The sequence below is a fragment of the Streptomyces sp. URMC 124 genome, from assembly GCF_051386455.1.
In the GTDB taxonomy this organism is placed as follows: Bacteria; Actinomycetota; Actinomycetes; order Streptomycetales; family Streptomycetaceae; genus Streptomyces.
The window spans coordinates 1-22,125 of the sequence record NZ_JBPQTS010000045.1 but is presented as its reverse complement, the minus strand read 5'-3'; the positions used below and the strand labels follow the sequence as shown (position 1 = coordinate 22,125).

At 72.6% G+C, this 22,125-nt stretch carries 21 protein-coding genes and 2 pseudogenes; 18 read left to right on the top strand and 5 right to left on the bottom strand.

Annotation, left to right across the window (positions count from 1 at the left end; genetic code table 11):
- Positions 1-34: 34 nt before the first annotated feature.
- Positions 35-1,240, top strand: a complete 1,206-nt coding sequence (locus ACSNOG_RS12510; RefSeq protein WP_436752681.1) for a cytochrome P450 family protein — start codon at positions 35-37, stop codon at positions 1,238-1,240.
- A 53-nt stretch (positions 1,241-1,293) separates the two neighbouring features.
- Here the strand turns inward: ACSNOG_RS12510 and ACSNOG_RS12505 are convergent, their stop codons facing one another.
- Positions 1,294-2,001, bottom strand: a complete 708-nt coding sequence (locus ACSNOG_RS12505) for a DUF6875 domain-containing protein (RefSeq protein WP_436752680.1) — start codon at positions 1,999-2,001, stop codon at positions 1,294-1,296.
- Between the two features lie 139 nt (positions 2,002-2,140).
- Positions 2,141-2,782 carry a LysE family translocator gene (locus ACSNOG_RS12500; RefSeq protein WP_436752679.1) on the bottom strand — a complete coding sequence of 214 codons (642 nt, stop codon included), beginning with the start codon at positions 2,780-2,782 and terminating at the stop codon, positions 2,141-2,143.
- A gap of 245 nt (positions 2,783-3,027) precedes the next feature.
- On the opposite strand from ACSNOG_RS12500, the gene ACSNOG_RS12495 reads away from it, so the two are divergent.
- The 6 genes from ACSNOG_RS12495 to ACSNOG_RS12470 all read left to right on the top strand — a co-directional run bounded on the left by ACSNOG_RS12495 (position 3,028) and on the right by ACSNOG_RS12470 (position 8,771).
- Entirely contained in the window at positions 3,028-3,747 is a 720-nt protein-coding gene (locus tag ACSNOG_RS12495; protein ID WP_436752705.1) for a GntR family transcriptional regulator, read from the top strand.
- 274 nt (positions 3,748-4,021) lie between these two features.
- Positions 4,022-5,002, top strand: a complete 981-nt coding sequence (locus ACSNOG_RS12490; RefSeq protein WP_436752678.1) for a sugar ABC transporter substrate-binding protein — start codon at positions 4,022-4,024, stop codon at positions 5,000-5,002.
- Positions 4,999-6,051: an ABC transporter permease gene (locus ACSNOG_RS12485; RefSeq protein WP_436752677.1), complete on the top strand. Its 1,053-nt coding sequence runs from the start codon at positions 4,999-5,001 to the stop codon at positions 6,049-6,051. Before ACSNOG_RS12490 ends, ACSNOG_RS12485 begins: the two co-directional genes overlap by 4 nt.
- Positions 6,048-6,875 (top strand): ATP-binding cassette domain-containing protein, encoded by an 828-nt coding sequence (locus ACSNOG_RS12480; protein ID WP_436752676.1) that lies wholly within the window; start codon positions 6,048-6,050, stop codon positions 6,873-6,875. Before ACSNOG_RS12485 ends, ACSNOG_RS12480 begins: the two co-directional genes overlap by 4 nt.
- 202 nt (positions 6,876-7,077) lie before the next feature.
- Positions 7,078-8,196 carry an ROK family glucokinase gene (locus tag ACSNOG_RS12475; protein WP_436752675.1) on the top strand — a complete coding sequence of 373 codons (1,119 nt, stop codon included), beginning with the start codon at positions 7,078-7,080 and terminating at the stop codon, positions 8,194-8,196.
- Positions 8,196-8,771, top strand: a complete 576-nt coding sequence (locus ACSNOG_RS12470; RefSeq protein ID WP_436752674.1) for a hypothetical protein — start codon at positions 8,196-8,198, stop codon at positions 8,769-8,771. The genes ACSNOG_RS12475 and ACSNOG_RS12470 overlap by 1 nt, the downstream gene beginning before the upstream one ends.
- 88 nt (positions 8,772-8,859) lie before the next feature.
- On the opposite strand, the gene ACSNOG_RS12465 is transcribed toward ACSNOG_RS12470, so the two are convergent.
- A complete protein-coding gene (locus ACSNOG_RS12465; protein ID WP_436752673.1) occupies positions 8,860-9,093 on the bottom strand; it encodes a hypothetical protein in 234 nt (77 codons plus the stop codon).
- 145 nt (positions 9,094-9,238) lie between these two features.
- Between ACSNOG_RS12465 and ACSNOG_RS12460 the strand changes: the two genes are divergently transcribed.
- From ACSNOG_RS12460 to ACSNOG_RS12440, 5 genes are all read left to right on the top strand, one after another.
- Complete coding sequence (locus tag ACSNOG_RS12460) at positions 9,239-10,288, top strand: LuxR C-terminal-related transcriptional regulator (protein WP_436752672.1); 1,050 nt, start codon at positions 9,239-9,241, stop codon at positions 10,286-10,288.
- A gap of 127 nt (positions 10,289-10,415) precedes the next feature.
- The gene (locus ACSNOG_RS12455) at positions 10,416-11,783 is read left to right on the top strand and encodes a helix-turn-helix domain-containing protein (RefSeq protein WP_436752671.1); all 1,368 of its coding nucleotides are present in this window, start codon (positions 10,416-10,418) and stop codon (positions 11,781-11,783) included.
- Positions 11,784-12,211: 428 nt separating this feature from the next.
- On the top strand, positions 12,212-12,415 hold the full coding sequence (locus tag ACSNOG_RS12450; RefSeq protein WP_217143812.1) for a cold-shock protein: 204 nt from the start codon (positions 12,212-12,214) through the stop codon (positions 12,413-12,415).
- Between the two features lie 318 nt (positions 12,416-12,733).
- Entirely contained in the window at positions 12,734-14,227 is a 1,494-nt protein-coding gene (locus ACSNOG_RS12445; RefSeq protein ID WP_436752670.1) for a DEAD/DEAH box helicase, read from the top strand.
- 86 nt (positions 14,228-14,313) lie between these two features.
- Complete coding sequence (locus ACSNOG_RS12440) at positions 14,314-14,661, top strand: SCO5918 family protein (protein WP_436752669.1); 348 nt, start codon at positions 14,314-14,316, stop codon at positions 14,659-14,661.
- A gap of 125 nt (positions 14,662-14,786) precedes the next feature.
- On the opposite strand, the gene ACSNOG_RS12435 is transcribed toward ACSNOG_RS12440, so the two are convergent.
- The gene (locus ACSNOG_RS12435) at positions 14,787-15,161 is read right to left on the bottom strand and encodes a hypothetical protein (protein WP_436752668.1); all 375 of its coding nucleotides are present in this window, start codon (positions 15,159-15,161) and stop codon (positions 14,787-14,789) included.
- A gap of 459 nt (positions 15,162-15,620) precedes the next feature.
- Between ACSNOG_RS12435 and ACSNOG_RS12430 the strand changes: the two genes are divergently transcribed.
- The 5 genes and pseudogenes from ACSNOG_RS12430 to ACSNOG_RS12410 all read left to right on the top strand — a co-directional run bounded on the left by ACSNOG_RS12430 (position 15,621) and on the right by ACSNOG_RS12410 (position 19,594).
- Positions 15,621-15,983, top strand: coding sequence for a MerR family transcriptional regulator (locus tag ACSNOG_RS12430; protein ID WP_436752667.1), 363 nt, complete (start codon positions 15,621-15,623; stop codon positions 15,981-15,983).
- Positions 15,984-16,076: 93 nt separating this feature from the next.
- Positions 16,077-16,874, top strand: a pseudogene (locus ACSNOG_RS12425) (alpha/beta fold hydrolase); the annotation flags it as partial.
- Positions 16,875-17,603: 729 nt separating this feature from the next.
- Positions 17,604-18,122, top strand: a pseudogene (locus tag ACSNOG_RS12420) (carboxymuconolactone decarboxylase family protein); the annotation flags it as partial.
- Positions 18,123-18,140: 18 nt separating this feature from the next.
- Entirely contained in the window at positions 18,141-18,776 is a 636-nt protein-coding gene (locus ACSNOG_RS12415) for an MBL fold metallo-hydrolase (protein ID WP_436752704.1), read from the top strand.
- Between the two features lie 38 nt (positions 18,777-18,814).
- Positions 18,815-19,594, top strand: a complete 780-nt coding sequence (locus tag ACSNOG_RS12410; protein ID WP_436752666.1) for an exodeoxyribonuclease III — start codon at positions 18,815-18,817, stop codon at positions 19,592-19,594.
- Between the two features lie 67 nt (positions 19,595-19,661).
- On the opposite strand, the gene ACSNOG_RS12405 is transcribed toward ACSNOG_RS12410, so the two are convergent.
- On the bottom strand, positions 19,662-21,515 hold the full coding sequence (locus ACSNOG_RS12405) for an SGNH/GDSL hydrolase family protein (protein WP_436752665.1): 1,854 nt from the start codon (positions 21,513-21,515) through the stop codon (positions 19,662-19,664).
- A gap of 147 nt (positions 21,516-21,662) precedes the next feature.
- Between ACSNOG_RS12405 and ACSNOG_RS12400 the strand changes: the two genes are divergently transcribed.
- A complete protein-coding gene (locus ACSNOG_RS12400) occupies positions 21,663-22,103 on the top strand; it encodes a DUF6278 family protein (RefSeq protein ID WP_058043997.1) in 441 nt (146 codons plus the stop codon).
- Positions 22,104-22,125 lie beyond the last annotated feature (22 nt).

Here is a 22,125-nt window from a genome sequence, read left to right as displayed (position 1 = left end):
CTCATGATGATCTTTCGGAGCGAGGGGGATTGCCATGGGAGCGGCCGAAGCAGCGGCGATCGTCGATCTGGCGGCCATGGGGGAGGAGTTCACCCGGCACCCGCACCGGGTCTACGCCGCCCTGCGCGAGCAGGGCCCCGTGCACCGCGTGTTCATGCCCGAGGGCGCCGAGGCCTGGCTCGTCGTCGGCTACGACGAGGTGCGCGCCACGCTCAACGACCCCCGGCTGACGAAGGACTGGGCGAAGGCCGCCGCCGACATCAGCCTGATCCGGGCCTCCGCCGGGCCGAACATGCTGGTCCTGGACGCCCCGGACCACACCCGGCTGCGCAAGCTCATCGCCAAGGAGTTCACGCCGCGGCGCGTCGAGGAGATGGCGCCGCGCGTGCAGCAGATGACGGACGAGCTGCTCGACGCCATGCTGGCGGCGCCCGGCCGCCGCGCCGACCTGGTGGAGGCCCTGTCCTTCCCGCTGCCCATGGCCGTCATCTGCGACCTGCTCGGCGTGCCGTCCCTCGACCGCGCGGCCTTCCGCCACTGGTCGAACACCAGCGTCGGCGCGGGGCCTGCCGAGGAGAAGATAGTCGTCGCCCGGGAAGTCACCGCCTATCTGAACGCCCTCATCGCCGCCAAGCGGGACGAGCCCGGTGACGATCTGATGAGCGCCCTGATCACCACCGCGGACGAGGACGGCGACCGGCTCTCCCCCGACGAACTCCTCGGCATGGCATGGCTCCTGCTGGTCGCCGGCCACGAAACCACCGTCAACCTGATCTCCAACGGCGTCCTCGCCCTCCTGCAGCACCCCGACCAGCTTGCCGCGCTGCGCGCCGACCCCGGCCTGATGGACAACGCCGTCGAGGAGATGCTGCGCTACGACGGGCCGCTGGAGACCCCCACCTACCGCTTCACCACCGGGCCGGTGGAGATCGGCGGCACGCTCATCCCCGGAGGCGGCGAGCTCGTGCTGCCCGTGCTGGCCGACGCCGACCGCGATCCGGCCCGCTTCTCCGACGCCGCCCGGTTCGACATCCGCCGTGACGCCCGCGGCCACGTGGCCTTCGGTCACGGCATCCACTACTGCCTCGGCGCCCCGCTGGCCCGGCTGGAGGCCCGGATCGCCATCGGCTCGCTGCTGGAGCGCTGCCCGGATCTCGCCCTGGACGCCCACCCGGACGCCCTCACCTGGCGCGAGGGCCTCCTCATCCGGGGCCCGCACCGGCTGCCCGTCCGCTTCTGAGCCGGCTCGCCCGCCCCTCTTCTCCCTCCCGCTCGCTCTCCTCGTTCCCGTCCTCAGTCGACCGGCGGGTGCCCGAGCTCGTCGCGGGCGCGCTCCAGTTCGGCGCGGGCCCGCTGCCGGGCCTCGGGGCTCGCCCCCGGCTGGTGCCGCAGGAAGGCCTCGACGAATCCCGCGCGCCGCGCCGGCGGGTAGCGCTCCTCGGCGAGGAACGGCAGGTCGTTGCCGACCATGCTGCGGGCGACGAGCAGCGGGGTGTCGCTGTGCAGCGGGCGGAAGCCCCGGTTGTGCAGGCCCGGCCCCGGGTGCCCGGGGAAGAACTCGCCGAGCATCATCCCCTCCGCCACGAACTCCGGCTTGAGCCGCTCGTGGACGCGGACCACGGTCCCGGCGGCCACGCCGGGCAGCACCAGCACGATGGTCTTGTCGATGGTGTGCGGGCCGCGGCGCGGCTCCATGGCCAGCCAGTGCGCCTTGAGCGCGGCCGCGGCGGCCGCGAGCCCGGCCTCGTCGTGCACCGGTGGCTCGGCGAGCGCGTAGCGGATCAGCCCGAGCCGCTGGGCGAGCGGCACGAACGGGCAGACCGCCCCGCGGCGGCCGAGGTCGGGGTGGGGCCGGGCGATGCGTCCGCGGACCCAGTCGTCGACGGGCCCCAGCACGTCGTGCGCGGCGGCCTCCTGCGGGTCGTAGAGCCTGATGCGCGCGAGGCCGGCGTCCGCCCCGCCGCCGTCAGGGAGTGTGCGGTGGTCGTCTCGGTGGTTCATGGGTGTCTCCCCGTTACGCTCTCCGGTCAGCCGGACTCCGGTCAGTCAGAAAAACCGGCCGGACCGGGACCGAGGTTGAGCGATCGGGGCAAAACAGTCCTATGACCTCCCTGGCGGGCGTCCATCGGGACCAGGAGGGCTACGCCGTCAGCGCGGAGCCGAACTCCACCAGCAGTAAGGCCGAGGCCGCCAGCAGCAGTACGCCCGAGCCGCCGAGCAGCAGCCGGTAGCCGCGGGTGCCGATCCGGTGCCGCGCCCGGGCGACCACGACCGCGAGCGCGGCCTTGCTGCCGACCAGCAGCCCGTAGAAGCCGAAGAGGAAGCCCCCGGCGCCGGGCGGGCCGTTGCGCCAGGCGGCCACGAGCAGCGGCGCCCCCGTCGTCAGCCAGAACATCCACGGGTGCGGGCTGAGGAGGTTGACGAGCGCGCCCTGCCGGAGCGTCCGCCGGCCCTGGACCCGGGCCTCCTCGGTGTCGCGGACGTCGGGCACCTCGGCGGTGCGGGCCTCGCGCAGGGTCGAGACGGCCAGCCAGGCGAGGAAGAGGCCGCCGACCACGCCGCCGGCCGCGATGGCCCGCTCGGGCAGCACGGCCAGCACCGTCACGGCCAGCACGATCACCGGCAGGTCCGTGAGCAGGGGGACGGCCGCTACCCGCAGCCCGACGCCGAGACCGCCGCGCAGGGTCCCCGAGAGCACCAGCGCGAGCAGCGGGCCCGGGCTGATCCCCGCGCTGAAGCCGAGTGCCACGCCGAGAGCCAGCTCTTCCACGGTGCTGCCCATCTCTCCTCACCGACCCCTGCAGGAGGCATAGGTGAAAATCAGTGGATATCCAGTGATATTGGTTCCAACTTCTGTATTGCACAAGACGTCTGTACGGGGCACGAGGTTGACGCCGCGGTCACTCGTATCGGTAACGCCGGATACGCACCGTGATTTGTCCGGACAACCTGACCTACGAACTTCCCGTCATCCGGTCCCGCGGCTAGGCTCCCTTCGTGGCGAACCAACCACCCCTCCAGTTCAGCCTGGACCGCAGCAGCCCCGTCCCGCTCTACTACCAGCTGTCCCAGCAGCTCGAAGCAGCGATCGAGCAGGGCAGGCTCGCTCCCGGCAGCCTCCTCGGCAACGAGATCGACCTCGCCGGGCGGCTCGGCCTGTCCCGGCCCACCGTCCGCCAGGCCATCCAGTCGCTGGTGGACAAGGGCCTGCTCATCCGCCGCCGCGGCGTCGGTACCCAGGTGCTGCACAGCCAGGTCAAGCGGCCCCTGGAGCTCAGCAGCCTCTACGACGACCTCGAAGCGGCGGGCCAGCAGCCCGCCACGCGGGTGCTGCACCACGCGGCCGAAGCCGCCACGGCGGGGGTCGCCGCGGCGCTCGGCGTGCCCGAGGGCACCGAGGTGCTGCGGATCGAGCGGCTGCGCCTCGCGCACGGCGAGCCGATGGCCCACCTGTGCAACCACCTGCCCGTGGGCCTCCTCGACGCCGATCCCGCCCGCCTGGAGGAGACCGGCCTCTACCGCCTCATCCGTGCCGCCGGCATCACGCTGCACAGCGCCCGGCAGACGGTCGGCGCCCGTGCCGCGACCGCCGAGGAGGCCGAGCGGCTGGCCGAGCCGGTGGGCGCGCCGCTGCTGACGATGGAGCGGACGACGTACGACGACACGGGGCGCGCCGTCGAGTTCGGCTCGCACGTCTACCGGGCCTCGCGCTACTCCTTCGAATTCCAGCTGCTGGTCCGCTCGTAGCGGTGCGACCCGCCGCCCCCGGCAGCCCGGCTCTGTAACGTCAGGCCATCAGAATGTTCGGACAAAGCCTTGACGCGGTGGGGCGCCCGCCACTAGAACTCCACCCACATGCAGCAGCCCCCGGCGGTACCCGCTGAAGCCCCCGCGGTCAGCGGTGACGGATGGTGACGGATACTTGGGCGGTTGGGCCCGCGCGATCGGGGCCCGGCCGCACCGTGACAGACAGTGAGAAGGGCAACTCCTCGTGGCAAGGGTTCGGACAGGCGTACGTGCGGTGAGCGCCGTGCTGGCAGCGGTGCTCGGCGCCACCCTGGCGGGGTGCAGCGCTACGGGCGGCAAGCGCGCGGAGGAGCGGGCCGCCAAGGCCGCGCAGGGCCGCGCCGCGGTCGACACGCCGCGCTGGACCTTCGCGATGGTCACCCACTCGGGCGATGGCGACAACTTCTGGGACATCGTCCAGAGCGGCGCCAAGCAGGCGGCCGCGAAGGACAACATCAACTTCCTCTACGCGCACGACGCCGAGGGCAACAAGCAGGCGCAGAGCGTCCAGGCCATGATCGACCAGAAGGTCGACGGCCTGATCGTCACGCTCGCCAAGCCCGACGCCATGAAGGACGTCGTGGCCAAGGCCAAGAAGGCCGGCATCCCGGTGATCACCGTGAACTCGGGCTCCGACAAGTCCAAGGAGTTCGGCGCGCTCACCCACATCGGCCAGGACGAGGTCATCGCCGGCGAGGCCGTCGGCGAGCAGCTCAACCAGCGCGGGAAGAAGAAGGCGGTCTGCGTCCTGCACGAGCAGGGCAACGTCGGCCACGAGCAGCGCTGCGACGGCGTGAAGAAGTCCTTCAAGGGCGAGGTGCAGAACCTCTACGTCGAGGGCACGAACATGCCGAGCGTGCAGTCCTCGATCGAGGCGAAGCTGCAGTCCGACAAGGACATCGACGCCGTCGTCACGCTCGGTGCGCCCTTCGCCCCCACCGCCGTCAAGGCCGCCGAGCAGGCCGGCAGCAAGGCCGAGGTCGACACCTTCGACCTCAACGGCCAGGTCGCCGCGGACCTGCAGTCCGGCAAGCTCGGCTTCGCCGTCGACCAGGACCCGTACCTCCAGGGCTACGAGGCCGTCGACCTGCTGTGGCTCTACCGCTACAACCGCGACATGCTCGGCGGTGGCCACCCGGTCCTGACCGGCCCGCAGATCGTCACCAAGGACGACGCCAAGCAGCTCGCCGAGTACGCCAAGCGGGGCACGCGATGAGCGCCCCCGCAACGGCCCCCGTCCAGGACGCCCCCGACGAGCGGCTGGTGCAGCGCTCGCACGTGCGCCGGCTGCTCGGGCGCCCCGAGCTCGGCGCGGTCGTCGGTGCGCTGGCGGTCTTCGTCTTCTTCTCCGTCGTCGCCGACAGCTTCCTGCAGACGTCCAGCCTGTCGACGGTGCTCTACGCCTCCTCGACCATCGGCATCATGGCCGTGCCCGTGGCGCTGCTGATGATCGGCGGCGAGTTCGACCTGTCGGCCGGTGTGATGGTGACCAGCGCCGCGCTGGTCTCCTCGATGTTCAGCTACCAGATGACGGCCAACGTCTGGGTCGGCGCCGGCGTCTCGCTGCTCGCCATGCTCGCCGTCGGCTTCTTCAACGGCTTCGTGCTCACCCGCACCAAGCTGCCCAGCTTCATCATCACGCTGGCCACCTTCCTGATGCTGACCGGTCTGAACCTGGGCTTCACCAAGCTCATCGGCGGCACCGTCTCCACCAAGACCATCGGGGACATGGAGGGCTTCGACTCCGCCCGCGCCGTCTTCGCCTCCCACCTGACGGTCGGCGGCGTGGACCTCCAGGTCACCATCCTGTGGTGGCTCGGCCTGGTGGCCCTGGCCACCTGGGTCCTGCTGCGCACCCGCGCCGGCAACTGGATCTTCGCGGTGGGCGGCAACTCCGACGCGGCCCGCGCGGTCGGCGTCCCCGTCAAGGGCACCAAGATCGCCCTCTATATGGCGGTCGCCTTCTGCGCCTGGATCTCCGGCCAGCACCTGCTCATGTCCTACGACGTGGTGCAGTCCGGCGAGGGCGTCGGCAACGAACTCCTCTACATCATCGCGGCCGTCATCGGCGGCTGCCTGATGACCGGCGGCTACGGCTCCGCCATCGGCTCCGCGGTCGGCGCGTTCATCTTCGGCATGGCCAGCAAGGGCATCGTCTACGCCCAGTGGAACCCGGACTGGTTCAAGTTCTTCCTCGGCGCGATGCTGCTCCTGGCCACGCTGCTGAACGCCTGGGTGCGCAAGAGGGCGGAGGCCCGCAAATGAGTGCTGCTGCCCTGGTCAAGCTGACCGACGTCAGCAAGTTCTACGGGAACATCCGCGCCCTCGAAGGGGTCTCCCTGGAGGTCCACGCGGGCGAGATCACCTGTGTGCTCGGCGACAACGGCGCCGGCAAGTCCACCCTCATCAAGATCGTCGCCGGTCTGCACCAGCACGACGCCGGCAGCTTCGAGATCGAGGGGGAGGAGACGAAGCTCGCCTCCCCCCGCGAGGCCCTCGACCGCGGCATCGCCACGGTCTACCAGGACCTCGCGGTCGTCCCCCTGATGCCGGTCTGGCGGAACTTCTTCCTCGGCTCCGAGCCCACGAAGGGCGCCGGCCCCTTCAAGCGGCTCGACGTGCAGCACATGCGCGAGACCACGCGCAGCGAGCTGCTGCGCATGGGCATCGACCTGCGCGACGTCGACCAGCCCATCGGCACCCTCTCCGGCGGCGAGCGGCAGTGCGTGGCCATCGCCCGGGCGGTCTACTTCGGCGCGAAGGTGCTCGTCCTCGACGAGCCGACCGCGGCGCTCGGCGTCAAGCAGTCGGGCGTCGTCCTGAAGTACGTGGCCGCGGCGCGCGACGCCGGCCTGGGCGTGGTGTTGATCACCCACAACCCGCACCACGCGTATCTGGTCGGTGACCGCTTCGTGCTGCTCAAGCGCGGTGCGATGGCCGGCAGCCACGCCAAGTCGGAGATCGCGCTCGACGAGCTCACCCGCCAGATGGCGGGCGGCAGCGAGCTCGAACAGCTCAGCCACGAGCTGCAGCGGGCCCCCGGACCGGACGTGATCGGCGGCAAGCCGGTCGCCCCCGGCGAGGGGTGACGCAGCTCTCACCGGGCGGGCCCGCCGGCGGCGGGCCCGCTTCCCGCGATGCGGTAAGCGACGCCTCCTTGAGGCACAATCGGCGACGACCGTATCCACGAGGCAGCCACCTCCCGAGACCACCGCAGGGACGACGACTCTTGCGAGCACGCAACCGGAGCGACCGTAGAACCGCACAGCTCCACGCCGTGGCGGTGGTGTCGTGAGCATGTACCGCGACCTCCACCGGGGTGCGGCGAGGGCCACCGTGCTGCGCACCGTCGGCACGCGCGAGCGCCGCTCGCACCTGACCGCCCCGCGCGTGCCCACCGTCGGCATCGACATCGGCGGCACCAAGGTGATGGCGGGCGTCGTGGACGCCGACGGCACGATCCTGGAGAAGGTCCGCACCGAGACGCCGGACAAGTCCAAGAGCCCCAAGGTCGTCGAGGACACCATCGTCGAGCTCGTCCTCGACCTCTCCGACCGGCACGACGTCCACGCCGTGGGCATCGGCGCGGCCGGCTGGGTCGACGCCGACCGCAACCGCGTCCTGTTCGCCCCGCACCTGTCCTGGCGCAACGAGCCGCTGCGCGACCGCCTCGCCGGCCGCCTCGCCGTCCCCGTCATGGTCGACAACGACGCCAACACCGCCGCCTGGGCGGAGTGGCGCTTCGGCGCGGGCCGCGGCGAGGACCACCTCGTCATGATCACCCTCGGTACGGGCATCGGCGGTGCGATCCTCGAGGACGGCCAGGTCAAGCGCGGCAAGTTCGGCGTCGCCGGCGAGTTCGGCCACATGCAGGTCGTGCCCGGCGGGCACCGCTGCCCGTGCGGCAACCGCGGCTGCTGGGAGCAGTACAGCTCCGGCAACGCCCTGGTGCGCGAGGCCCGCGAGCTGGCCGCCGCCGAGTCCCCCGTCGCGTACGGGATCATCGACCGCGTCGGCGGCAACATCCCCGAGATCACCGGCCCGCTCATCACCGAGCTGGCCCGCTCCGGCGACGCCATGTGCGTGGAGCTGCTGCAGGACATCGGCCAGTGGCTCGGCGTCGGCATCGCCAACCTCGCCGCCGCCCTCGACCCCTCCTGCTTCGTCATCGGCGGCGGTGTCAGCGCCGCCGACGACCTGCTGATCGGCCCCGCCCGGGACGCCTTCCGCCGCCACCTCACCGGCCGCGGCTACCGCCCTGAGGCCCGCATCGTCAAGGCTCAGCTCGGCCCCGAGGCCGGCATGGTCGGCGCCGCGGACCTGGCCCGGCTCGTCGCCCGCCGCTTCCGGCGCGCCAACCGCCGCCGCGTCGAGCGCTACGAGCGGTACGCGAGGGCGGGCCGCGCTTGATGACCACCACGGAGCACTCCGCCGAGCGCACGGAGCTGCCGCCCGGCCCCCCGCGGGCGGACGGCGGCTTCGGCCGCCGCTGCCTCAAGGCCGTCGTCGTCTTCCTGCTCGTCGCCATCCCCGCCGGCTACCTCTACATCTCCGCGATGCAGAGCCGCGGCGGCAGCGAGTCCAAGAAGGAGCAGGCGGCCGCGTCCGGCCTGGAAGAGGGCTGGCCCACCCGGCTCCAGCGCCGCCTGTACGAGGTGACCGTCCCGCCCTACGCGGAGGACGTCGCCAGCTACGAGACCAACGCGTGGAAGGCGAGCTCGCTCTTCCTGCAGTTCACCACCACGCGCGAGAAGTTCGACAAGTGGCTCTCCGACGTCGGCACCAGCGCCTCCGAGCTGGAGGACGGCGAGGTCACCATCGACGAGGACGAGGCCGCCGAGGTCGGCTGGGACCTGGGCGAGGGCCACCACTGGGCGGGCACCACCGTGGATCAGGACAAGCCCAAGCCGTCCCTGGAGATCACCGCCAACCTCGACGACCCGAAGTATCCGCGGGTCTTCGTGGTGTCCACGACCACGCCCTGACCGGCATGCCCTGACCGGCCCGGCCTCACCGGAGCGGCCTGCCGGGGCGCGCGGGTGTCACGGAGCGCCGGTCAGGGGCGCCCCGGCCTCACAGGAGCGGCTTGCCGGGGCACACCGAGTCGCCCCACGCCGTGGTCGTGATGCAGTGGTCGTCGCCGTGCGGGCCGCGCGTCTCCCAGCCGTCGGGGAGCTCGAACTTCACCGGGGCCGTCACGGACGCGCCCGCCTCCGCCCGGCCGGTGTCGGCCGTCGCCGCACCGCCCCAGCCCAGGCACGTCCCCAGCACGACCGCCGTCACCGCAACCCGCACAACCGCTCGCATGTCAGCCCCTCAGTCACGTCCGCTTCCCCGGGCCGTGCACACCGGCCCTCCCGACGCGGCAAGCCTGTCACCCGCTGATCATGAACGGTAGGCGGCTAAGGGATCATAAAAGTGCCATGGCAGTTTTATGTTGCAAGGGGCGACATTGATCCACGCTGTCTCTGAGGAACCGTCCGCGATCGACGACGACACCGTCGTGCTCTACCGCTGGGCCATCCGGCACCACCAGATCACCTCGGGCGACCTGCCGGAGGTGTGCGCCGCGACCGGCCTGGACACGGAGGCGCTGCACCGGGCGCTGGCGGCCCTGACCCGGGCCTGCCTGGTGCGCGAGGTCGACCAGGGCGGATCCGTCGCCTGGCAGGCGGTCAGCCCGCAGGCCGCCTCGGACCGGCTGCTGGCCACCCGGGGCGCCGAACTCCGGCTGCGCGAGGACGACCTGCACCGCCGGCGCACCCAGCTGCAGCGCGAGCACGAGGCCCTCGGCGCCCTCGTCCCGGTCTACCTCCAGTCCCGGCAGACCGCCTTCCCCCGGGCGACCATCGACCGGCTGCCCGACAAGGGCACCGTGCGCACCCTGCTCACCGAGGTCATCGACAGCTGCACCAGCGAGATCCTGGTGTCCAAACACGGCGGCTCCTTCCCGCCCAACGCGCTGCGCGAAGCCCTTCCACGCGATCTGGCGCTCCTCGCGCGCGGCATCCGCATGCACTGCCTCTACCAGCACACCACCCGCTACGACCAGGCCACGCGCGCCCACGCGGCCGAGCTCATCCGCGCCGGGGCGCAGATCCGCACCCTGCCCGAGGTCGTCCCGCAGATGATCGTGGTGGACGGCCGCATGGCCTTCATTCCGGCGGGCAAGGGCGGTGCGCTCGTCGTGCGCGAACCCGACCTGATCGCCTACCTCCTCGCCGTCTTCCACCGCGACTGGGCCAACGCCACGCCCTTCGCCACCGGTCCGCGCGCCGCGCACGAGGTGTCCGGAACCCTCAAACAGAGCATCCTCGTCCTGCTCGCCAAGGGCCTCAAGGACGACTCCGTGGCCCGCAGGCTCGGCATCTCGCTGCGCACCTGCCGCCGCCACATCTCCGAGCTCATGGACGAGCTCGGCGTGCAGAGCCGCTTCGAGGCCGGAGTCGTCGCCGAACGCCGGGGGCTGACCTCCCACCCTCACCACGACGACGCCCCGTGAGGCGCGGCAGGTACCCCGGGGCGGGCCCCGGAGACTTCCGGCGGCCATGCCTCCGCAACGTGCATGGCAGGTAGATGATCCATCGCCCGCCTACCACCGGTTGCCGGGTGCTGCCAGGGTCGTGAGCATGACTTTCGGGGTGACGCTGCGCGAACGGCGGCTGGAGCAGGGGCTTTCCCTCGCCGGACTGTCGAAGACGATCCACTACAGCAAGGGGCATCTGAGCCGGATCGAATCGGGGGACAAACGGCCCTCGGAGGACCTGGCCCGCCGGTGCGACGAGGCCCTCGGGGCACGAGGCGAGCTGCTCGCCGCCCACCGGGCCCTCAGCACCGAGCGGTCCCAGGGGCGTACGTCCTGCCCGCCGTTCCAGCTCCCTCCCGACCCGCGCCACTTCACCGGCCGGCACGCAGAGACGGCCGAGCTCGACGCGCTCGCGGCCCTGCCCGGCCCCGCGGGCGGGGGAGCCGCGCCCGTGGTGCTGATCGACGGCAAACCCGGCGTGGGCAAGACAGCGCTGGCGCTGCGATGGGCCCACCGCAACGCCGCGTCCTTCCCCGACGGCGTCCTCTTCCACGACCTGGGGGCGTACGGCCCCGCCGGGTCCACGGTCCGCGCGGACGAGGCCCTCGCCGCCGGCCTGCGCGCCCTGGGCGTCGAGCACGGCGCGCAGCCCGCCGACCCCCGGGAGCGGGCCGCGCTCCACCGGAGCGTGCTCGCCGGGCGCTCGGTCCTCGTCGTCCTCGACAACGCGGCGAGCGCCGACGACGTCCGTACGCTCCTGCCCGGGACGCCCGGCTGCACGGTCCTCGTCACCAGCCGCAGCCGCATGGCCGGACTGGTGGCGCGGGACGGCGCCGCGCGACTGTCCCTGCGGTCCCTCTCCCTCGCCGACTCGTCGCACTTGCTGGCCAGGACCGCCGGGCCCGGGCTGCGGGACGCCCCTGCCGAAGCCGTGTCCGCGCTCGCCGAGCGCTGCGGCCTGCTGCCGCTGGCCCTGCGCATCGCCGCCGAGCGGCTGTCGGCGTTCCCTCCCGGCCGACTGGACGCGGTCGTCCGGGAGCTGGACGCACCGGAAGCGCTGCTGGACTTCCTGCACTGCCCCGAGGACCCGACCGCTTCGGTGCGCAGCACCTTCTCCTGGTCGTACGCACGGCTGGAGGAGGACGCGGCCCGCGCCTTCCGGCTGCTCGGACCGCGCGCCGGCGCGGGCATGCCCGTACGGGACGCGGCGGACGTGCTCGGGGTCCCCCCGGCCGCTGCCGCGCGGCTCATGGAAGTCCTGCACCGGAACAACCTCCTGGAACTCACGGCTCCGGGCCGCTACCTCTGCGACTCGCTCCTGGGCGCCTACGCTGCGGAACTGGCCGGTGAGAGCGTCGTACGGGACCACCGCCCGTCCGGTGGCGGCACCCGGACGACGGACGCCCCCAGCAGCTCGCTCGGCATCCGCCTGGCACTGAACTGCCTGGGCGTCCCGGCCACCGCGCCGTAGCCGGGCCTCCGGGAAATCTCTGCCTGCGCCAGATTTCCCGCCCTGTGCCCCGGGCGTCAACGGTTGTCCGGCGTTGTCCGGGGTTGTCCGCACATCCGACAACGCCCGGTCCGGCCCGGCCCGCCCGGGAAAAGGGGGCCCGGGCACGCCAATATCTGTGCTCGCGAAGTGAGAATTAACGTCGGAGCACGATGAACATTCCTTACCCGGCAGGCGGGTTGAAGTTATTCGCCGCCCGCGGCCGACCGTGCCGTGCTAGTCTCGATCTCAGTTGCAGTTGTGGTTCCCGAAATCTTGCAAGTGTCCCCACCGGTTCATTCCGGTGGCGATCCTTTTTGGCTCCGGTTTATTTCCGGCGGGGTGATCATCACGGCGACGCGGAGTGCACGCAGTGTGGACTCCGGGCACCGCCCCGAAGGAGAAACAATATGGCTTCCGGAACCGTGAAGTGGTTCAACTCGGAAAAGGGCTTCGGCTTCATCGAGCAGGACGGCGGCGGCCCCGACGTCTTCGCCCACTACTCGAACATCGCCGCCCAGGGCTTCCGCGAGCTGTTGGAGGGCCAGAAGGTCACGTTCGACATCGCGCAGGGCCAGAAGGGCCCGACGGCCGAGAACATCGTTCCCGCCTGACGTCGGCATGCACCTCGCAGCCGGGGCCCGCACCTTGGGGTGCGGGCCCCGGCTCGCCGCGTTTCAGGGGATCCGCGATCCGCTGTCCGGGTCCCGCCTGACTGCCGGGCGAAAATCCGTCGGGGCCTCCCTGCGGAACGCCCGGCCCCGCGCGGGAATCGCATCGTGCGCTCCTGCGAAGACTCCACGAGCAACCCTCCGCCGGTTCGACTGCTCATCCGAATCGGCTCCTATTTTCTCCGGCTCGTTCTTGCGATCTCTGCACTGCTCGTTTCTGCGGAAATTCCTTGGTACGTGCCGCGTCGAGGAAGGTTCCATGTGAACCGCACGCGCATAAGCGATCGCTCCGCCCGCACTCGCTCAGGAAATCCGGGCTCCGCGAGGGGCGGGAACCGCTCCGCCGCCCCGCACCGTGCCGAAGGCGACGGACGCCGGCGGCCTTCGCTCCAGGGCGAGTTCGCACTGCCGAAGACGGTCACCTCGGCGTTGCCCGCCGTCGAGGCGTTCGCCGATCTCGACATGCCGGCGCAGTTGCTGAGTGCGCTGGGGCACGAGGGCGTGACCGTACCGTTCCCGATCCAGGCGGCGACCCTGCCGAACTCCCTCGCGGGCCGTGACGTACTCGGCCGTGGCCGCACCGGTTCGGGCAAGACCCTTGCCTTCGGCCTCGCCCTGCTTGCGCGGACGGCAGGGCAGCGCGCCGAGCCGCGGCAGCCGCTGGCCCTCGTCCTCGTGCCGACCCGCGAGCTGGCCCAGCAGGTCACCGATGCCCTCGCTCCGTACGCCCGCTCCGTGAGGCTGCGGCTGGCCACCGTGGTCGGCGGCATGCCGATCGGCAGGCAGGCCGGTGCGCTGCGCACCGGCGCGGAGGTCGTCATCGCCACGCCGGGCCGGCTGAAGGACCTCGTCGACCGTGGCGACTGCCGCCTGGACGAGGTCGCCGTCACCGTGCTCGACGAGGCCGACCAGATGACCGACATGGGCTTCATGCCCCAGGTCACCAAGCTGCTCGACCAGGTGCGTCCCGGGGGACAGCGCATGCTGTTCTCGGCCACGCTGGACCGCAACGTCGATCTGCTGGTCCGCCGCTACCTGACCGACCCGGTGGTCCACTCCGTCGACCCGTCCGCGGGCGCGGTGACGACCATGGAGCACCACGTACTCCACGTGCACGGCGCGGACAAGCACCGGACGACCACCGAGATCGCGGCCCGGGACGGCCGGGTGATCATGTTCCTGGACACCAAGCACGCGGTGGACCGGCTGACCGAGCACCTGCTGAACCATGGCGTTCGCGCCGCCTCCCTGCACGGAGGCAAGTCCCAGCCGCAGCGTGCGCGGACCCTGTCGCGCTTCAAGTCCGGGCATGTGACGGTGCTGGTGGCGACCAATGTCGCGGCGCGCGGCATCCACGTGGACAACCTCGATCTGGTGGTGAACGTCGACCCGCCCGGCGACCACAAGGACTACCTGCACCGAGGCGGGCGCACGGCCCGCGCCGGTGAGTCCGGCAGCGTCGTCACGCTGGTGACCCCCCACCAGCGCCGTGACGTGAGCCGGCTGATGGCCGCCGCCGGAATCATCCCGCAGACCACGCAGGTGTGCTCGGGCGACGCCGAACTGAGCCGCATCACCGGTGCCCGGGCGCCCTCGGGCATCCCCGTCACCATCACCGCGCCCGCCACGGAACGTCTCCGGCGCGCCGCCCCCTCGGGCCGTGGCCGGCAGGGTCGCGGCGGGCGGGGTCGGTCCGCCGGCGAGGCGGCTCGCCGCGGGTCCCCTCGCTCGTCCGCCGCCGGCGCGGCCGCCTAGATCCGCCGCGTCCGGCACCGCCATACGCCCCGTCCCGCCCCCCTGGTCGGCCCGATCCCCTTCTTCCCTTCCCCCGTGGAGGCATCATGCGCTGCATCATCGCCCGGTTCCCTTTCGACCTCACCCACAGCGGTGTGCTGGACTCGATGAAGGGCGTGAAGCCCGAGCCCATCACGGGAGAGTCCGTGCTCATCGGCCGCCGCTACTATCCCGTCAAGCAGGTGGGCGAAGTCATCACCCGGCAGGACCGCCGCGACTTCACCGCCGCAGAGGTCAGCCGGGCCATGGCGCGGCTGGGCTTCACCTGCCGCAGCAGCCATGAGGCCGTGCCCGCCCCGGGCGCCTCGCACGCCCCCACGCCGTTCGAGACCGCGTCGGCGCTGCTGGGGCATCCTCAGCCCCCCGGCGCGGTGACGACAACCGCGGACAGCTGATCCACCGGACGACGTCCGGCACACGACAGTGATGAAGGGGCCCTTCCGGCGCGCGCCGGAAGGGCCCCTTCATCACTGTCGTCGTCCGGTTGCTCCGTTTGCTCCGGTCGTCCCGGTGCGGTGTCTCAGTGGTCGGAGTAGCTGAAGTCGCCCACGGTCCAGGCGCTGACATCCTTGATCGCGACGCGGTACATCCCGCCGGTCTCGGGAATTCCGATGTTGCCCTGGAGGATCCGGGCGAGATGGAAGTGCAGATGCGTGGGCGCCTCCCCGGGGCCGGCGCGGTCCTGCGGCCGGTCCGTGACGAAGAGGCCGGAGAACGAACCGAGATGGTCCGAGTCTCCGAGCACCTCCGAGACCCGCTCCCTCCACACGGCTTCGGGAGCCAGCCGGCCGGTGATGACAGCACCACCGACCACCACGGTCAGCGACATCTGATTGCTCTGCCCGGACTCCACCATGGCGGAGATGCCTACGAGCAGTTCGTCAGGGTTCGACATGGGGGCCGATTCTATCCAGCGGGCGGTGGCGTGAGGATACTTGGGGCCCGACTCAAGCAAAATCTATGTTTGTCAGAGTAGACATTGCTCGGGCGCCTGGTTAGAGTTTCTCTCGTAGACGCAGTCGGAGATGCCCGGCAGACATGAACTGGCGGGACGGCAGAGAGGACCGCAGCGCCGGTTCTCGCACACAGATTCACCGGAGGAAGGACGGAGGGAGCAGACGCCATCAGGATCGCCCGGCCCGAGAGTGTTCGGTCCGGGTACCGCAGGCCCCGGAACGGAAGGTGGTCCCCGGTCACGCAACCGCGATCCCCGTACGCCCTGCCCCTTGCCGGGCCCGGCGGCGGAAACAGAAGGGCGGCGCGGCACTAGCGCCGGCAGATGGTGTTCAATTCCTTCGGGGCCCTGGTGCCGTACGGCGCCAGGGCCCCTCGACGCGTTGCAGAACGAGGTGACATGACAGCAGACAGTCCACTGAGTGATCGTTTGGACGACGACGACTACCCTGCGTACACGATGGGCAGGGCCGCCGAGATGCTCGGCACCACCCCGGGTTTCCTCCGGGCCATCGGCGAGGCCCGGCTCATCACTCCGCTCCGCTCCGAGGGCGGACACCGGCGCTACTCCCGCTACCAGCTCCGGATCGCCGCTCGCGCCCGCGAGCTGGTCGACAGAGGGACACCGGTCGAGGCCGCCTGCCGCATCGTCATCCTCGAGGACCAGCTCGAGGAAGCACAGCGCATCAACGCCGAGTACCGCCGCATGGCGAAGCAGGAATCAGACGGGTCCGCTTCCGGTTCCGGTTCCGATTCCGCCTGAGTGCGTCGGCCGGACCGGCCGGTGCGCACGAGGGAAGCACCGGGCCTCCGGCTGACTCCGCCGCAGCACCCCCACCACAGGGGCGGTCGTGAGATGTGGGAGCGTGAGCGGGTGAGTGAGCCTACGCCGAACACCCTGCAATACCGCTCTGACGGGCCGGAGGACGCCCCGGTCCTGGTACTGGGCCCGGCCCTCGGGACCACATGGCACATGTGGGACCGCCAGGTACCCGAACTGACCCGGCACTGGCGGGTGCTCCGGTTCGACCTGCCCGGGCACGGCGGCGCCCCCGCCGCGCCCGCCGCCTCCGTCGACGACCTCGGCGACCGGCTCGTCGCCACGCTCGACTCGCTCGGCGTCGACCGCTTCGGCTACGCAGGCTGTTCCCTGAGCGCCGCCGTCGGCATCGACCTAGCGCTGCGCCACCCGCACCGGCTCGCCTCCCTCGCCCTGATCGCCGCCTCCGCCCGCTACGGCACCGCCGACTCCTGGCGGCAGCGCGGCGCCACGGTCCGCAGGGACGGGCTCGACCCCGTCGCCCGTTCCGCGCCCGAGCGCTGGTTCACCGCGAACTTCTCCGGCGCCCAGCCCGCCATCGTGGACTGGGCCGTGCAGATGGTCGGCACCACCGACACGTACTCCTACATCGCCGCCTGCGACGCGCTGGCCGCGTTCGACGTACGGGCCGAGCTCACCAGGATCAGCGTGCCGGCGCTCGTCATCGTCGGCGCCGAGGACACCACGACACCGCCCGCCGACGCGCGGGTCCTGGTCGCGGGCATCCACGACGCGAAGCTGGCCGTGGTGCCGGGGGCGGCCCACCTCGCCCCGGTCGAACAGCCGGCGGCGGTGACGGACCTGCTGGTCCGCCACTTCACGACCGCCTGGCAGCTGTCGACGCAGCAGGGATTGTCGCCGGTGACGGCGGGTTCCTCCGCGGCGCACGGTCCTGCGGGCGCGACGGGGCAGGCGGCGCAGGCGGGATCCGCGGCACCGGCGGCTCCGGGCGCCGCTGCGCAGGGCTCGGCTGCGGGCACGCCGGCCGGCGGCCCGGGGAAGGCCGGGGCTTTCGGCGGCGCCGGGTCCGGCGCGGGCCCGGGCGTGCCACCGGGCACGGGTCAGGACGGCCCGCACACGGCCTTCGGCGCTCCGGGGTCCGGGGCGGGCGGCGCCTTCGGCGGTGCGGCGACCGGTACCGGCGCGGGCCCGGCCGTGCCGCCGGGTGCGAGTGGGGTCTTCGGCGGTACGGGGGCGGGCACGCCCGGCGGCGGCGCGGACGGCACGCGGTCCGGGTTCGGTGCGCCGGGTGCGGCCCCGTCGGGGCCGGGCATGCCGGGCCACGCCGACGGCGGCCCCGGCGCTCCGGGCGCGGCTCCTGCCGAGTCCGCCTTCGGCGCCGCGGGCGCGGGGTCCGCGGCGCCCGGCGGTGCCGGTTTCGGGGGGCCGGGCACCGGCCCCGCCGTCCCCGGCCCCGGGGCTTCCGGCTCCGGCTCCGGTTCCGCCGACGCTCCGGGCAGGCCCTTCGGGTCCGCTGGCGCACCCGGCTCTCCGGGCGCTGCGGGTTCCGGCATGCCGGGACCGGCATCGGGCGACAGCGGTGCCGGCGCCGGTTTCGGCGCTCCCGGGCCGGGTGGCCTCGCCGCTCCCGGGATGCCCGCGCCCAGCGGCCACGCCCCGGCTCCCGGTCCGCTCGCCGCAGGCGGGCACGCCGGTGTCCGCATACCCGGCGCGTTCGGGCCGCCGCCCGCCGGCATGGGGCCCGGCCACGACGGCGATGGCGCCCACGACCGCGGTGAGCGCGTCCGGCGCGAGGTCCTGGGCGACGAGCCCGTCGACCGGGACGGGTTCACCGGCGACTTCCACGACCTCGTCACCCGTTCCGCCTGGGGCGGCGCCTGGTCCCGGCCCGGTCTCGACCGCCGCACCCGGTCCCTGATCACCCTGACCGCCCTCACGGCCCGCGGCCACGTCGACGAGATCGCCTCGTACACCCGCGGAGCGCTCCGCAGCGGCGTCACCCCCGAGGAGATCAAGGAGACGCTGCTGCACACGGCCGTCTACTGCGGCCTGCCGGCCGCGGGCGCCGCGTTCGCCGCCGCGCAGCGTGTCATCGCCGAGGAGGCGGGCACGGGGGCGTAGCAGTATGGGCTCATGGAGCTGAAGCTGACGAAGAAGAGCCACGCGTGCGTCCGCCTGGAGAAGGACGGCCGCACGCTCGCCATCGACCCCGGGGCCTTCAGCGAGGCGGACGCGGCCGTCGGTGCCGACGCGATCCTCGTGACCCACGAGCACCCCGACCACTTCGCCGAGGACCGGCTGCGGGCCGCGCTGGACGCGAACCCCGCGGCCGAGCTGTGGACGCTGCGCAGCGTCGCGGAACAGATCGCTCCGGCCTTCCCGGGCCGGGTGCACACGGTCGGGGAGGGGGATACCTTCACGGCGGCGGGCTTCGACGTGCAGGTGCACGGGCAACTGCACGCCGTGATCCACCCGGACATCCCGCGGATCACGAACGTCGGTTACCTCGTGGACGGTTCGGTCTTCCACCCGGGCGACGCGCTGACCCTGCCGGAGGTGCCGGTGGACACGCTGATGCTGCCGGTCATGGCGCCGTGGAACAAGATCTCCGAGATCATCGACTACGTGCGGGAGCTCGCGCCGCGCCTGGCGATCGACATCCACGACGCGCTGCTGACCGACCTGGCGCGGCCGGTGTACGACCGGATGCTGACGCCGCCCCGCGTCGGCGCCGAACACGCCCGGCTGGCGCCCGGGGAGACCATCACCCTGTGAGGCGGCTGAATGTCGGACCCGGCCGTTAGGGTTGCTGCATGCGCATCGCCACCTGGAACGTGAACTCGATCACCGCCCGTCTCCCGAGGCTGCTGGCCTGGCTGGAGAGCAGCGGCACGGACGTGCTGTGCATACAGGAGACGAAGTGCGCGGAGGAGGCCTTCCCGTTCGACGAGCTCCGCGAGCTGGGCTACGAGGCCGCGGTGAACGCCACGGGCCGGTGGAACGGCGTGGCGATCGTCTCCCGGGTCGGCCTGGAGGACGTGGTGAGCGGCCTGCCGGGCGGGCCCGACTACGACGGCGGGCAGGAGCCCCGCGCGATCTCGGCGACGTGCGGGGGCGTCCGCGTCTGGTCGGTCTACGTGCCCAACGGCCGGGAGGTCGGTCACGACCACTACGCGTACAAGCTCCGCTGGCTGGAGGCCCTGCGCGACGCCGTCGCCGCCGACGCGGAGGGCGAGCGCCCGTTCGCCGTCCTCGGTGACTACAACATCGCCCCGACCGACGAGGACGTCTACGACCCGGCCGTCTTCGAGGGCGCCACGCACGTCACCCCGGCCGAGCGGGCGGCGCTCGGCGCCCTGCGCGACCTGGGCCTGTCCGACGTCGTGCCGCGCCCGCTGAAGTACGACCGCCCCTACACGTACTGGGACTACCGCCAGCTGTGCTTCCCCAAGAACCGGGGCATGCGCATCGACCTGGTCTACGGCAACGCCCCCTTCGCGAAGGCCAGGCAGGACGCCTTCGTCGACCGCGAGGAGCGCAAGGGCAAGGGCGCCTCGGACCACGCCCCGGTCGTCGTCGACCTGGACGTCTGAGCCCGGGCGCCCCGCCCGCCGCGCTCTTTCGCCCCGCGCCGCCGCGCACTGCCGGCGGCCGGCGCGGTCAGACCAGCTTGCGCAGGTCGATCGCGTCGCTGAACGCCTTCATCCCGGCGTCGTTGGGGTGCAGGTGGTCGCCGCCGTCGTAGGCCGGCAGCATCCGGTCCGGCTGCTGCGGGTCCCGGATCGCCGCGTCGAAGTCGAACACGGCGTCGTACGTGCCGCCGCCGGCCAGGATGTGCCGGTTGATGGCGGTGCGCTGGGCCTCGGCGTCGGGCGTGCAGTCGTAGAAGCCGCCGCAGGGCGCGATGGTCGCGGCGATGACCCGCATCCCGCGCTCGTGGGCGCGCGCCGCGATCGCCTTGAGCCCCGCGATGACCTGCTCGGCCTTCGTGCCCGACCGGATGTCGTTGACGCCCTCGAAGACGATGACCGTACGGGCCGAGGTCTGCGCGAGCACGTCCCGTTCCAGCCGGTGCTGGGCGCTGACGCCGCTCATGATGGTGCTGGTCCCGTCGCCCGGGTAGCGGTCGGTCACCACGCGGTTGCCGGAGATGCCGTGGTTGAGGATCCCGAACCGCGGCAGGCCGTGCTGCCCCTGCAGCCGCCGTGCCAGCAGATCGGGCCAGCGGCCGTTGGCGCCGGGCGTCGACCGCTCGCCGTCGGTGATGGAGTCGCCGAGCGTCACCACGGACCCGGGCCCGTCCGCGACGTCCACACCCGTCAGCAGCGGCCACGTCGAGAGCGTTCCCGTGTACGCGCCCGCGCCGCGCTCGCCCGTACGGTCGCCGCTGCCGTCACCGGTCAGGTAGGAGACCTGGCTGGTGTAGCTGTGCACGGGCACGGCCTGCACGGTGCCGGGAAGGTGGATGCTCACCAGCAGGTTGGTGCCCTCGGGCACCCGGAAGCCCAGCGGGTCGCTGAACGCCTGGGCGCCGGCGGGGATCACGGTCTCCGCCCGCCCGCCGAAGGCCAGGGCCCGCGGGGCGCCGGCCGCGGCCGCGCCCTTGCCCTGCAGGGCGACGGTGGCGTGGCCGATGCGCACCGGGCGCGGCGCGAAGGTGTTCTCCAGCCGGATGCGCGTCGCGGGACCGCCGGCGCTGCTGTGCACGACCAGCCGCAGCGTGCGGTCCGTCCACGGCCCGACGGCCGCGTAGCCGGAGGTGGAGGCGGCCCAGGTGCCCGTCCAGCCGCGGCTGCCGCCGCGCAGCGCGAGCGAGAACACGTGCAGGTCGCGCTCCGCTCCGGGGTCGCGCGGCAGCACGACCGAGGCGACCTCGCGGCCGGGCGCGACCGGCACGGACACCGTGTACAGCCGGGTGGTCGCGGTCTGCCGCCCGCTGCGCGTGTTGAGGTGGGGCAGGCCGACGGCCTTCGTCGTCAGGAGGCCGCTGCGCCAGTCCGGCGCGGCCAGCCGGTAGGTGCTGCGCGAGCCGTCGCGGTAGCGCACCGTGCCCGTGCCGGCGGCATCGGCGCCCGGCGCGCCCTTCGTCGTGCCGGCGACGAGGAACGTCAGGGCCTCTCCGCGGCCGCCGAGCCGGACGCTCTGACCGTCGGCGCGCACGTTGTCGGGCTTCCCGGCGGCGGAGCGGGGCCAGTGCAGCCGGGCGCCGTCGAAGGCGAGTTCGCGGCCGGGCGTCCAGCCGGCGGCCCCGAGGTCCTGGGCGGACAGGGAGTTACCGGCCCCGTCGAAGTCGGCACCGCCGGGACGGGCGTCGTCACTGACGGCCCTGTTGTCGAAGAGCCGCTCCAGCGGGAGCGGCTCTCTGTCGGGTTGCGCTTGGGGTGGTGTGCCGGCGGCGAGCGCCGGAGCGTTTGCGGCAGCGACGGCGCAGGCAGCGCCCACGATCCCCACCGCGGCCCGCGCCCCCGTCCACCGTCTGTGCCGTGTACCGCCCGGCGTCTGCGTTCGGAGCATGTGTCTCATGCCTCCCTCGGTTCCCCGCTCGGTCAGTGGCTGCATGAAGCTAAGGAGACACGTGGGCAACGTCAAGGAGGCCATCCGGTCACGTCGGGCGCCGCGCGCCTGTGGTGGGGCCATCCGTGCGAGTGCGATCCTGTTGGTATGAACATTCCCTTCTTGGACAGTTGGCGAAAGCGACACGGACCGGGGCGCGGTGCGGCACTGGCGAACGCGGTCGACCGCGACCCGGAAGGTCTCGCGGAGTTGCTGTCCGAGTGCGAACTGCTGCGCACGCACGCACAGTCCGCAGGAGTGGTGCTCGACGATTCGCCCGCTTCCCTGGAGGCGCTGGACCAGCTGCAGCCGCGCTGGCGGGACGACCCGGAGCTGGTGCCCTGGCTGGGCAACGACGCGGGCCTCTACCTGGGCACGGTCGTCATCCGCACGGTGCCGGGCGCGGGCTGGTGGATCTGGCCGGACGGCCAGCCGGTCGTGCGGCTCGCCAACGGCCGGGAGGTCGACGTGGTCGAGGCGGGCCGGGAGTGGGCGGCCGACGGAGCACCGGAGTTGTCGCAGCTGTACGCGGAGCTCGCGGAGAACTGACCGGGGGCGTCAGGGGCGGGCC

Coding starts and splice junctions, on each gene's coding strand:
- ACSNOG_RS12510 (WP_436752681.1), top strand. CDS start 35: ATGGGAGCGGCCGAAGCAGCGGCGATCGTCGATCTGGCGGCCATGGGG.
- ACSNOG_RS12505 (WP_436752680.1), bottom strand. CDS start 2,001: ATGAACCACCGAGACGACCACCGCACACTCCCTGACGGCGGCGGGGCG.
- ACSNOG_RS12500 (WP_436752679.1), bottom strand. CDS start 2,782: ATGGGCAGCACCGTGGAAGAGCTGGCTCTCGGCGTGGCACTCGGCTTC.
- ACSNOG_RS12485 (WP_436752677.1), top strand. CDS start 4,999: ATGAGCGCCCCCGCAACGGCCCCCGTCCAGGACGCCCCCGACGAGCGG.
- ACSNOG_RS12480 (WP_436752676.1), top strand. CDS start 6,048: ATGAGTGCTGCTGCCCTGGTCAAGCTGACCGACGTCAGCAAGTTCTAC.
- ACSNOG_RS12470 (WP_436752674.1), top strand. CDS start 8,196: ATGACCACCACGGAGCACTCCGCCGAGCGCACGGAGCTGCCGCCCGGC.
- ACSNOG_RS12465 (WP_436752673.1), bottom strand. CDS start 9,093: ATGCGAGCGGTTGTGCGGGTTGCGGTGACGGCGGTCGTGCTGGGGACG.
- ACSNOG_RS12455 (WP_436752671.1), top strand. CDS start 10,416: ATGACTTTCGGGGTGACGCTGCGCGAACGGCGGCTGGAGCAGGGGCTT.
- ACSNOG_RS12450 (WP_217143812.1), top strand. CDS start 12,212: ATGGCTTCCGGAACCGTGAAGTGGTTCAACTCGGAAAAGGGCTTCGGC.
- ACSNOG_RS12440 (WP_436752669.1), top strand. CDS start 14,314: ATGCGCTGCATCATCGCCCGGTTCCCTTTCGACCTCACCCACAGCGGT.
- ACSNOG_RS12435 (WP_436752668.1), bottom strand. CDS start 15,161: ATGTCGAACCCTGACGAACTGCTCGTAGGCATCTCCGCCATGGTGGAG.
- ACSNOG_RS12430 (WP_436752667.1), top strand. CDS start 15,621: ATGACAGCAGACAGTCCACTGAGTGATCGTTTGGACGACGACGACTAC.
- ACSNOG_RS12410 (WP_436752666.1), top strand. CDS start 18,815: ATGCGCATCGCCACCTGGAACGTGAACTCGATCACCGCCCGTCTCCCG.
- ACSNOG_RS12405 (WP_436752665.1), bottom strand. CDS start 21,515: ATGCTCCGAACGCAGACGCCGGGCGGTACACGGCACAGACGGTGGACG.
- ACSNOG_RS12400 (WP_058043997.1), top strand. CDS start 21,663: ATGAACATTCCCTTCTTGGACAGTTGGCGAAAGCGACACGGACCGGGG.